The sequence below is a fragment of the Micromonospora sp. CP22 genome, assembly GCF_009712475.1.
Classification (GTDB): domain Bacteria; phylum Actinomycetota; class Actinomycetes; order Mycobacteriales; family Micromonosporaceae; genus Micromonospora.
Genome location: NZ_VCJO01000003.1, coordinates 361567 through 372905, shown reverse-complemented (window position 1 = coordinate 372905; position 11339 = coordinate 361567). Strand labels below are relative to the sequence as shown.

Annotated in this window: 11 protein-coding genes; 9 read left to right on the top strand and 2 right to left on the bottom strand. The window is 70.2% G+C overall.

What is annotated here, in order from left to right; all coding sequences use genetic code 11:
* Window positions 1-111: 111 nt before the first annotated feature.
* Complete coding sequence (locus FF096_RS07630) at window positions 112-474, bottom strand: YraN family protein (protein WP_155215736.1); 363 nt, start codon at window positions 472-474, stop codon at window positions 112-114.
* 182 nt (window positions 475-656) lie between these two features.
* Here FF096_RS07630 and FF096_RS07625 point away from each other — a divergent pair, with 182 nt between their 5' ends.
* The 8 genes from FF096_RS07625 to FF096_RS07590 all read left to right on the top strand — a co-directional run bounded on the left by FF096_RS07625 (window position 657) and on the right by FF096_RS07590 (window position 9175).
* Window positions 657-1607, top strand: coding sequence for a hypothetical protein (locus tag FF096_RS07625; protein ID WP_230462348.1), 951 nt, complete (start codon window positions 657-659; stop codon window positions 1605-1607).
* 262 nt (window positions 1608-1869) lie between these two features.
* The gene (rpsB, locus tag FF096_RS07620; RefSeq protein ID WP_155215734.1) at window positions 1870-2721 is read left to right on the top strand and encodes a 30S ribosomal protein S2; all 852 of its coding nucleotides are present in this window, start codon (window positions 1870-1872) and stop codon (window positions 2719-2721) included.
* Between the two features lie 129 nt (window positions 2722-2850).
* Window positions 2851-3678: a translation elongation factor Ts gene (gene tsf / locus FF096_RS07615; RefSeq protein WP_155215732.1), complete on the top strand. Its 828-nt coding sequence runs from the start codon at window positions 2851-2853 to the stop codon at window positions 3676-3678.
* Window positions 3679-3833: 155 nt separating this feature from the next.
* On the top strand, window positions 3834-4601 hold the full coding sequence (gene pyrH, locus FF096_RS07610) for a UMP kinase (protein WP_155215730.1): 768 nt from the start codon (window positions 3834-3836) through the stop codon (window positions 4599-4601).
* An 80-nt stretch (window positions 4602-4681) separates the two neighbouring features.
* Window positions 4682-5239 carry a ribosome recycling factor gene (gene frr / locus FF096_RS07605; protein WP_099852059.1) on the top strand — a complete coding sequence of 186 codons (558 nt, stop codon included), beginning with the start codon at window positions 4682-4684 and terminating at the stop codon, window positions 5237-5239.
* Window positions 5240-5530: 291 nt separating this feature from the next.
* Entirely contained in the window at window positions 5531-6781 is a 1251-nt protein-coding gene (locus FF096_RS07600; protein ID WP_155215726.1) for a phosphatidate cytidylyltransferase, read from the top strand.
* Window positions 6782-6885: 104 nt separating this feature from the next.
* Entirely contained in the window at window positions 6886-8037 is a 1152-nt protein-coding gene (gene rlmN, locus FF096_RS07595) for a 23S rRNA (adenine(2503)-C(2))-methyltransferase RlmN (RefSeq protein ID WP_155215724.1), read from the top strand.
* A gap of 31 nt (window positions 8038-8068) precedes the next feature.
* Window positions 8069-9175 (top strand): DivIVA domain-containing protein, encoded by a 1107-nt coding sequence (locus FF096_RS07590; RefSeq protein ID WP_309222860.1) that lies wholly within the window; start codon window positions 8069-8071, stop codon window positions 9173-9175.
* A 135-nt stretch (window positions 9176-9310) separates the two neighbouring features.
* On the opposite strand, the gene FF096_RS07585 is transcribed toward FF096_RS07590, so the two are convergent.
* Entirely contained in the window at window positions 9311-9532 is a 222-nt protein-coding gene (locus FF096_RS07585) for a DUF2631 domain-containing protein (protein WP_099847142.1), read from the bottom strand.
* A 190-nt stretch (window positions 9533-9722) separates the two neighbouring features.
* Between FF096_RS07585 and FF096_RS07580 the strand changes: the two genes are divergently transcribed.
* Window positions 9723-11291, top strand: coding sequence for a Rieske 2Fe-2S domain-containing protein (locus FF096_RS07580; RefSeq protein WP_309222859.1), 1569 nt, complete (start codon window positions 9723-9725; stop codon window positions 11289-11291).
* Window positions 11292-11339: the final 48 nt, after the last annotated feature.

The window sequence follows — 11339 nt, the reverse complement described above, 5'->3', positions numbered from 1 at the left end:
CTCATCGCCCCACCTCGCTGCGCTCGGCGTCGCGATGAGGCACCACCGCGCTGCACCTGATGATTCGCTCGCGGTGCTCGCTCATGGCGCTGCATCTGATGATTCGCTCGCTCATTGGAACGCGTCCTTGAGGTGCTCGACGTGCGCTCGGCCGGCGCGGGGGAGCAGCACCGATATGACGTCGAAACGAACCTCGTCGGCGGTGGTGCCGGTGGCGGCCAGCCAGGCGGCGGCGAGACCCCGCAGGCGACGCGCCTTGCGGGGCACCACCGCCTCGGCGGGGCTGCCGAGGGCCACCGTGCGCCGGGTCTTCACCTCGCAGAAGGCGAGCACCGGCCCGTCCCAGGCGATGATGTCGATCTCGCCGCTGGGACAGCGCCAGTTGCAGGCCACCGGCCGCAGCCCTGCCTTGATCAGGTGTCGTACCGCGAGGCGTTCGCCGTACCCGCCGACCGCCTGGTTCCGCTTGGTCATGCCTGGCACCCTGCTCCCGTGCCGGGACTCGCGGCGACCCCGCCGTGGCGATCTGTGGACAACCGAGGTGCTGTGGAAAACCGGACGATCATGCCCTGGATGTGTTATTAGCGGCGGTTGTTCCCAGGGGTGGCGCCGGGCCCGGATGGCGTACGAACCGCTGGTCGCATACGGTGCCCGGCGTGGACGGACGACGCAGTTTCGCCGATGACCAGGAGCCGCGGTGGTACTCGGGCGATCATGACCGTGGCTACGCCGACCCGCAGTGGCACTCGACGGGAGACGGGCACTACCCGGCGGACGAGTTGCGGGCGGTACCCGAGCAGCGTGGTGACGACGACGACCGGTACGGCTCGCCGCGTCGCGCCGCCCTGACGGATCCGCTCGGTGATGTCGCGGAGGAGACCGAGCGCTACCGGGCGTCGCGGTCCCGCCGGGCGGAACCGGCGGAGCCGGACATCTCCGGCGAGTTGCCGGTCGACCGGCCGGGTCGACGAGCCGCTCGCGAGGTCGGCCCGACCAGCGGCGGGGCACCGTTGTCGACGGATCCGACCCGCGCGGTGCTGGCCGGGTACCCGATCGTCGAGGCGAAGCGCGGCCCCGAGGCAGTCAACCCGCTGGAGCAGCCGACCGGACCGGTGCCGTCGGTGGCACCCCGGGTGGAAGTGCCCGGACGCGAGGCGCCGTCCGCGCACGCCGACGCCGTGACCGTGCACCCGACGGCGGCGCACCCGGGCTCCGGCTACCCGCCGAACGGCATCCCGGCGAGTGTCGGCCAGACGGGTGGCGGCCAGGAGAACGGCGTACCGGCGAACGTGCCGGCCGGGGACGGCATCTACCGGACGCGACGGCCGGTGCTGGCGGTGCTCGCCGCCGTGCTCGTCGTGATCTTCGAGGTACCCGCGCTGTGGGTGCTGCTGCACGGCGTGACCTCGGATCCGGTCGCTGCCGGGGACGTACTCGCCGGCACCTTCCTGGTCTGCGGGTTGCCGATCTTCGCGGCCGGTCTCTACGGGCTGCGGACCACCGGATTCTCGTTGGTCGACGGCGCGCGGGGATGGCTGCGCCCGCCCACCGCGTACCTGACGGTCGGCCTGGCGCTCTTCCTGACGGCCGCGATCGCGGTCGGCTGAGCGGGGTCGCGCCGCTACCGGGCGTGGATCGGCTGAGTGGGGCCGCGACGCACCCGGGCGTGGATCGGCCGGGAGGGCGCGTACACTGGTCAACCGGCGACCGCCTCGTGCGGTCGACCTCGCGTGCCCTCCTCACGAGTCGTCGTGTGGCGGCGGCCTCCCTGGTCCCGACCTTTCGGGCCCATCATGGCCGACGACCGGGCACCAGGACGCCCGGCCGCCGGCCGGGCGGGACAACCAGGGACCGCAAGGAGTACGAATCATGGCCGTCGTGACCATGCGTCAGCTGCTGGAGAGTGGTGTTCACTTCGGGCACCAGACCCGGCGCTGGAACCCGAAGATGAAGCGCTTCATCTTCACCGAGCGCAACGGCATCTACATCATCGACCTGCGGCAGACCCTCGACTACATCGAGAAGGCGTACGACTTCGTGCGCACCACGGTGGCCGAGGGCGGCAGCATCCTCTTCGTCGGCACGAAGAAGCAGGCGCAGGAGGCGATCGCCGAGCAGGCGACCCGCGTCGGTCAGCCGTACGTCAACCACCGCTGGCTGGGTGGCATGCTGACCAACTTCCAGACGGTGTACAAGCGGCTGCAGCGGATGAAGGAGCTGGAGGCCCTCGGTGACCTCAGCGGTACCGCCGCCGGGTACACCAAGAAGGAGACCCTGCAGCTCTCCCGCGAGAAGATCAAGCTGACCCGCACCCTGGGTGGCCTGCGGGACATGCAGAAGCTTCCGGCCGCGGTCTGGGTGGTCGACACCAAGAAGGAGCACATCGCCGTCGATGAGGCCCGCAAGCTGGGCATCCCGGTGATCGCCGTGCTCGACACCAACTGCGACCCGGACGAGGTCGACTTCCCGATCCCGGGTAACGACGACGCGATCCGCTCGGCCGAGCTGCTGACCAAGGTCGTCGCTGCGGCCGTCGCCGACGGCCTGATCGCCCGCTCCGGTCGTCGCCGGGGTGGGGACGAGAAGCCGGAGGCGGGGGTCGCCACCGACGAGCCGCTGGCCGAGTGGGAGCGCGAGCTGCTCGAGGAGCCGAAGAAGGCCGACGAGCAGCCGACCGAGCAGCCCGCAGCCGAGCAGCCGGCCGCCGTCTCCGGTCAGTGACCGTGCCGCCGCCCGGTCGCCGTCCGTTCCGCTGACGGTGACCGGCGGCGGATAGTCGGGCACGAACCCCTCGGAACGGTAACCGTCACCTCAGACCATCCACGCAGTCTCAACATCGAAGAGAGAGCCATGTCCCAGATCACCGCCGCGGACGTCAAGAAGCTCCGCGACCTGACCGGCGCCGGCATGATGGACAGCAAGAAGGCGCTGACCGAGGCCGAGGGCGACTTCGACAAGGCCGTCGAGATCCTGCGCGTCAAGGGCGCCAAGGACGTCGGCAAGCGGGCTGGCCGGACCGCCGCGAACGGTCTGATCGCCCACTCCGGCAAGGCGCTGCTCGAACTCAACTGCGAGACCGACTTCGTCGCCAAGAACGAGAGCTTCATCGAGTTGGCGCAGCAGCTCGTCGAGCACGGCGAGCGTTCCGGCGTCAGCAACGCCGAGGAACTGCTGGCCACCGAGATCGACGGCCGTACCGTCGCCGACCTGGTCCAGGAGCGTTCCGCCAAGATCGGCGAGAAGCTGGTGCTCAACCGGTTCGCCAAGCTCGACGGCAACGTCGCGGTCTACCTGCACCGCAAGGCGCAGGACCTGCCCCCGGCGGTCGGCGTGCTGGTGCAGTACACCGGCAAGACCGACGAGGCGGGCGAGGCCGACGCACGCGGTGCGGCGATGCAGATCGCCGCGATGCGGCCGCAGTACCTCACCCGCGACGAGGTGCCGGCCGAGGTCGTCGAGTCCGAGCGGCGGATCGCCGAGCAGACCGCCCGCGAGGAGAACAAGCCCGAGGCCGCGCTGCCGAAGATCGTCGAAGGCCGGGTCAACTCGTTCTTCAAGGACTTCGTCCTGCTGGAGCAGTCCTCGGTCACCGACAACAAGAAGACGGTGAAGCAGGTGCTGGCCGAGGCGGGCATCGAGGTCACCGGCTTCGTGCGGTTCGAGGTCGGCCAGGCCTGAGCCGGCTCGGGCGGTCCAACGCCCGTGGGCTGGGAGCAACGACGAGACGAGGGGGCCGCCGGTGTACGCGATACACACCGCGGCCCCCTCGTCCCATAAGGTCGGCAGCGGCAGGTATGCGCACCTGAGCGCGCCAGTGGGGGAAGGACGGGCGGATGACGCAGGTTGTGAGTGACCGGACGTTGGCGGCGGACGATCCGACGGCACCACCGCTCGGCCGGGCCCGGCGGGTGGTGTTGAAGCTTTCCGGCGAGGTCTTCGGCGGGGGTGCCATCGGTGTCGACCCGGACGTCGTGCAGGCCATCGCACGGCAGATCGCCACCGTGGTACGCCGGGGTGTGCAGGTTTCCGTGGTGGTCGGCGGCGGCAACTTCTTCCGTGGCGCGGAGTTGCAGAAGCGGGGTATGGATCGCGCGCGGGCGGACTACATGGGCATGCTCGGCACGGTGATGAACTGCCTGGCCCTCCAGGACTTCCTGGAGAAGGAGGGCATCGAGACCCGCGTGCAGAGTGCCATCACCATGGCCCAGGTGGCCGAGCCGTACATCCCGTTGCGGGCGATCCGGCATCTGGAGAAGGGCCGGGTCGTCATCTTCGGAGCCGGCGCGGGTATGCCGTACTTCTCCACCGACACGGTGGCCGCCCAGCGTGCGCTGGAGATCCACGCGGACGTCGTGCTGATGAGCAAGAACGGGGTGGACGGCGTCTACACGGCCGACCCCCGGATCGATCCGACCGCCAGCAAGTTCGACTCGATCACCTTCTCCGAGGTGCTGCGTCGCAACCTGCGGGTCGCCGACGCGGCGGCGTTCAGCCTCTGCATGGAGAACGGCCTGCCGATGCTGGTCTTCGGCGCGCAGGGCGACGACACCATCGTCCGGGCCGTGGGCGGCGACAAGATCGGCACGCTGATCACCACCTGAGCCCACCGCCGACGGTGATCCCGGCGGTCCCGGTGACCCGACAAGCCCACGACGAGCACAAGAAGGAGGCGAGGAGACCGGTGATCGACGACACCCTCCTCGAGGCCGAGGAGAAGATGGAGCGTGCGGTCGAGCACGCCAAGGAGGAGTTCGGCGCCATCCGCACCGGTCGCGCGACTCCGGCCATGTTCTCCAAGATCATCATTGACTACTACGGCAGCCCGACTCCGCTGACCCAGATGGCCTCGGTGGCCGTGCCCGAGCCGCGGATGGCCATCATCAAGCCGTACGACAACTCGCAGATCAACGCCATGGAGAAGGCGATCCGCGACTCGGACCTCGGGGTCAACCCGAACAACGAGGGCAACCAGCTGCGCATCCTGCTCCCGCAGATGACCGAGGAGCGTCGCCGCGACATGATCAAGGTGGCCCGGCACAAGGGTGAGGAGGCGAAGGTCGCCATCCGCAACATCCGCCGCAAGGGCAAGGAGGAGCTGGACCGGCTCGTCAAGGACGGCGAGGTCGGCGAGGATGACGGCCGGCGCGCGGAGAAGGAACTGGACGACCTGACCCAGCGCTACGTCGCGCACGTCGACGAGTTGGTCAAGCACAAGGAGTCCGAACTCCTGGAGGTCTGACGCCGGCACGCCTTCTTGATCATGAAGTTGTCGCCGGTGCCGCAGACGTGCGGGTGACAACTTCATGATCAAGGTGGTCGGGGCGTCTGCGGGGTGATGCCGAGCGGATACCGGTAGGTCCTGCCGGACGGCCGGGTGCAGTAGGCTCGGCACGATTCCGGCGGCCCGACGGTGCCCGACGGGATCAGCCGGGCCGACAGGCCGGCACATCAGACGGAGCGCCTCGCGCGGGTAGGGGATGGTAGTGGTTGTGCGTCAAGTGGTGGATTTCGTGCCCCCTCCTGGTGCGTGATGTCCCACCTCGACCCCTACAGCCGCCCCGAGGCCCGTGACTGGGATCGGCCGGACCGGCCCACCGCCCTGCCCTGGCCGGACCCGACCCCGGACCGACCCGGCCGGTTCGGCGGTGAACGCCCCGCGCAGGACAGCCGGAACGGGCACGGACCCGCTGGTTGGGACCAGCCACCGAACGGGCGCGACCTGGACCACGCTGACGCGCCCACCGCGCAGATCGCGCCGGTGCGAGTCGGCGACGACCGGGACCACGACGACACTCCCACCGCCCAGATGGCACCGGTGCGAGTCGGCGACGCCCCCACCACCCAGCTCGCGGCGGTGCCGGACGGCGAGGCGGCGGCCGAGGCGACCCGGCCCGACGGGCCGGGTCGACGCCACCGTGGCCGGCGTCGGGCCGGCGCGGGTCGACCGGCCACCCAGCAGAGCGGAAGCCGGGCCGGGCGGAACCTACCGGCGGCCATCGCCGTCGGGGTCTGCCTGGGCGCGGTGGTCCTGCTGCCCCTGTTCCTCTACACCCCGGCGTTCCTGCTGGTGATCGCTGCCGCGTTCGGCGTCGGCATCTGGGAGATGTCCCGGGCGGTGCGCCGCAGCGGTGCCGAGGTGCCGCTGGTGCCGCTGATCGCCGGTGGGGTACTCACCGTCACCCTGGCCTGGTTCGCCGGGCTGGACGCGCTCATGCTCGGCCTCCTGGTCACCCTCGCCGGCACGTTCGTCTGGCGGCTCGGTGACGGTACGGCCAACCTTCGGCGGGACATGACCGCCGCCACCATGATCGCGGTGTACGTGCCGTTCCTCGGCGGCTTCGCCGCCCTGCTTGCGTCGTCCCCTGACGACGGGGCGCTGCGGGTGCTGGTGACACTGGTCGCGGTGGTGCTCTCCGACACCGGCGGGTACGCGGCCGGCGCGAACTTCGGCAAGCATCCGATGGCCCCGACGATCAGCCCGAAGAAGTCCTGGGAGGGCTTCGCCGGCTCGGTCGGCGCCGCCGCGCTCGGCAGCGCCGTACTGCTGTGGGCGCTGTTCGACGTGGCGCCCTGGTGGGGTGCCGTGTTCGGGGTGGCGGTCTCGGGTGCCGCCGTCCTCGGCGACCTCGCCGAATCGATGATCAAGCGGGACCTCGGTGTGAAGGACATGAGCAACCTGCTGCCCGGCCACGGCGGCCTGATGGACCGGCTCGACTCCATCCTGTTCGCGGTGCCGACGGCGTACCTGTTGCTCGTGGTGTTCGTTCCGGCGGTGAGTTGAGGCATGGCCCACGCCGACGGGATCGGGACGCGAACGGGGTGGAAGCGGACCCGGCACCTCCGCGCGGGTTCGTTTCGGGCCGAGCGTGCCAGACTGGACGTGCCATGACGAGTCTTCCCCTGATCCCGGTCGACCCGGACGCGCCCGGTGCGCGTCGGGCGGCAATGCCACCGCAGCACCTCGCCGATCTAGACCTGGCCGGTCGCAAGGACCTGGTCACGAAGCTGGGCGAGGCCCCGTTCCGCGCCCGGCAGATCTCCACCCACTACTTCGGGCGGCTGGTGCGTGACCCCGCGCTGATGACCGACCTGCCGGCGTCGTCCCGCGAGCGCCTCGCCGACCAGCTGCTGCCCCAGCTGCTCACTCCGGTACGCGAGCTGGCCTGCGACGACGGGGCCACCCGCAAGGCGTTGTGGCGGCTGCACGACGGGTCGCTGGTGGAGAGCGTGCTGATGGGCTACCCGGATCGGGTCACCGTCTGCATCTCCAGCCAGGCCGGCTGCGGCATGGCCTGCCCGTTCTGCGCGACCGGCCAGGCCGGGCTGACCCGGAACCTCTCCACCGCCGAGATCGTCGACCAGGCGGTCTACCTCGCGGGTGTGGCCGCCTCCGGCGCGGTCGCGGGGTCACCGCCGAGGCTGTCGCACGTGGTCTTCATGGGCATGGGCGAGCCGCTGGCGAACTACAACCGGGTGATCGCGGCGATCCGTCGCCTGGTCGCGCCGGCACCGGAGGGGCTCGGCCTGTCGCAGCGGCACATCACCGTTTCCACGGTCGGGCTGGTGCCGGCCATCCACCGACTGGCCAGCGAAGACCTCTCCGTGACTCTTGCGTTGTCGCTGCATGCCCCCGATGATGAGCTGCGCGACGAACTCGTGCCGGTCAACCAGCGCTGGAAGGTGTGCGAGGTGCTGGACGCAGCCTGGGCCTACGCGGCCCGCACAGGCCGTCGTGTGTCGATCGAATACGCGATGATCAAGGACGTGAACGACCAGCCGTGGCGAGCTGACCTGCTCGGCCGGCTGCTGGCCGGCAAGCTGGCCCACGTGAACCTGATCCCGCTCAACCCGACTCCGGGTAGCCGCTGGGACGCGAGCCCGAAGCCGGTCGAGCGGGAGTTCGTCCGGCGGTTGCGCGACGCCGGGGTGTCCACCACGGTGCGGGACACCCGAGGTCGCGAAATCGACGGAGCGTGTGGGCAGCTGGCCGCCACGGAGGACAGGGGCACCGACCCGGCCGGGGAGATGACGGCGTGACCGGGCGTGGCGAACGAGACCAGGAGACATAGTGGCGAGTCAGGGTCAGCGTTTCCGGCGTAAGGCGCTCCGCCGGGGCTACAAGGTTGACGAGGTGGACGCCTTCCTGGACCGGGTCGAGGCGACGCTCGCCGGTCAGCCGGTCGGAGCGCCGGTGGCCTCGCAGGAGGTCCACGACGTCGTCTTCCGGGTTCGCTTCAACGGCTACGACGAGTGGCAGGTCGACCTGCACCTCGACCGGGTCGAGCGGCAGCTGGCGGAGCTGGAGGAGCGCGGCGGCGTGGCCGGTCGCGGCGACGTCCGGATGGGTCCGCCGGACCGGATGGGCCCCGGCATGCGTGACGACCGTGGCATGTCCCCGGTGCCGCAGCCGCCGATGCCTCCGCGCGGAATGCCGGCACAGGCCGGACCGCCCTACGGCCGCTACGACGAGCCGACCGGTGCCTTCGCCGGTGGGTACGACAACGCTCCCCGGGGCGGTTACGACAGCCCGCGTGGTGCCGCCGGCCCGATGGGTCCGGGTGCGCCGATGGGGCCTCCCGGCGGCATGGGCCACGGTGGCCCCCCGCCGCGTGGCCTGCCCGCCGGCCCCGGCGGCTACGGTCCGCCGGACGGTCCGGGCGGTTACGGTCCGCCGGACGGTCCGGGCGGTTACGGTCCGCCGGACGGTCCGGGCGGCTACGGCCCGCCGCCGGACGAGCAGCGCTTCGACGGGTTCGAGGCGGGCCGACACGGACGCACCGACATGACCGCCGAGATCCGACTGTCGGACCGGGACCCGCGTCGTGGCCCGGCCGGGCCCCCCGGCCTGCCACAGCAGGCGCACGGCGGTCCCCCGATGGGCGGCCCTCCGGCGATGGCCGGGCCGCCGATGGCCGGCCCGCCCGGCAGCGACCTCTACCGGGTGGACCAGATCCGGCGGAGCTTCCAGGTGCGCCGCTTCGGCAGCGGGTACGACCCGGACCAGGTGGACCGGTTCTTCGAGACGCTGCTCGGCGGGATGGCCGGGCGTAACCAGATGCCGGTCAACCCGAAAGACCTGGACACGCTGCGCTTCGGCCTGGTGCAGGGCGGCTACTTCGAGGCCGAGGTCGACGCCGCGCTGAAGAACGTGCAGGACATCCTCTTCGGTCGCTGACGACCGTCGACGCGCGAGGGCCCGCCACCGGAAAACCGGGGGCGGGCCCTCGCGCTTCGTCGCGTAGGTGGGTACGGCGGTGGACCGACCGGCCGTCGCTGGCACCTGGTCCGTCAGGAGCGCAGGTCGACCGCGTCAGGAACGCAGGCCGTTGCGGCGCAGCACCGCGTCACCGATCACGATGAGCAGCAGGAGCGCGGCCAGACCGATCAGCCAGAGATTCTCGACCCTGCCCTCGTGGTTGCCGCAGAGCATCGCCAGCAGCGCGAACGCGGTGAGTACCGCGCCGATCCGCCCGGCCTTACGATGCCCGGGCTTGTGCTGGTCTGGCGACGTTACCGGCTCGCTTCCTGCCACTGTCGGTCCTTCCTCGCGAACGGATCTCCGGCTAGTCTGGCACGTCCCCTGCGAAGGTTTCCGGCCAGGGCCGATAGGCCCCGCTCAGGTGGGCGGTGGGGCACTACCGGCGTCGCGGGGCAAGGACCAGACTGCCTCCGGTAGCGTTCTGGGGCGTACACCTTGATTGTCTCTTTGAGGGGGAACTGCGGTGCGAGTGACCGGTACGGGGCACGCGAGCATGCGGATCGACACTGCCGCGGGCAGCATCCTGTGCGACCCGTGGGTCAATCCGGCCTACTTCGCCTCTTGGTTCCCGTTCCCCGACAACTCCCAGCTCGACTGGGAGACCCTCGGTGACGTCGACTACCTGTACGTCTCCCACCTGCACCGGGACCACTTCGACGCGGCCCACCTCAAGCGGTACGTGTCGAAGAAGGCCACCGTGTTGCTGCCGGAGTTCCCCACCTCCGAGATGGAGGACGAGTTCCGCGAGCTCGGCTTCACGAAGTTCCTGAAGACCCGTAACGAGGAGGTCGTCGAGCTGGACGGCGGCCTGAAGATCATGATTCAGGCGCTGACCAGTCCGACCGACGGCCCGATCGGCGACTCCTCGCTCTGGGTGGAGTACGACGGCGTACGGCTGCTCAACCAGAACGACGCCCGCCCGACCGACCTGAGCACCTTCGCCGAACTGGGCCACGTGCACGCGCACCTGCTGCAGTTCTCCGGCGCGATCTGGTACCCGATGGTCTACGAGCTGCCGCAGTCGGCGAAGACCGCGTTCGGCAAGCAGAAGCGGGAGCGGCAGTTCGACCGCACCTGGCGCTACATCGACGACCTCAAGGCCGACCACGTCTTCCCGATCGCCGGCCCGCCGTGCTTCCTCGACGACGAGCTGTGGCAGTTCAACGACATCTTCGGCGACGAGGGCAACATCTTCCCCGACCAGTCGGTCTTCTTGGCCGAGTACGCCAAGGTCGGCGGCACCAACGGCATCGTGCTGCTGCCCGGCAGCGTCAGTGAGATCACCACGACCGGCGCCACCACCACGCATCCGGTGCCGGTGGAGGAGTTCTTCGCGAACAAGGTCGCCCACCTGGAGGAGATGCGCGAGCGCAAGCGCCCGATCATCGAGGCGGAGAAGGCGTCCTGGCGGCACCCGGAGATCGACGTGCTCAAGGAGCTCAAGCAGCGCATCGAACCGTTGCTCGACGAGTCGATCTACCTGGCCAAGGGGGTCGGCGGTCCGGTCCGCTTCGACCTGGTCGGCTACAACGGCGAGAGCGTCGAGTCGATCGTGGTGGACTTCCCCGGCAAGCAGGTGCGGCCGTACGCCGACGAGAAGGTGCGCTACCGGTTCCGTACCGAGCGGGCGCTGGTGGAACACCTGCTGCACATCGGCGAGGTGGACTGGGTCAACTCGCTCTTCCTCTCGTGCCGGTTCTCCGCAGCGCGGATCGGGCAGTACAACGAGTTCGTCTACGCCTTCTTCAAGTGCCTGTCCACCGAGCGGCTGCAGTACGCCGAAGGCTGGTACGACGAGCACGAGCGCGCGGTTGACGCCGAGGACATCACCATCGGCGACTGGGTGGTGCAGCGACGCTGCCCGCACCTGAAGGCGGACCTGAGCCGGTTCGGCATCGTCGACGGCGACCAGCTCACCTGCCAGTTGCACGGCTGGCGCTTCGACCTGCCCAGCGGGCGCTGCCTGACCAGCGTCGGTCACAAGGTCCGCGCCCACCGTGTCGGTGAAGAGGCCCCTCAACCCACCAATTGACGCGTGCCGCCTTCCCGCCTGTTAGGAAGGGCCCCTTTTAATACGCCA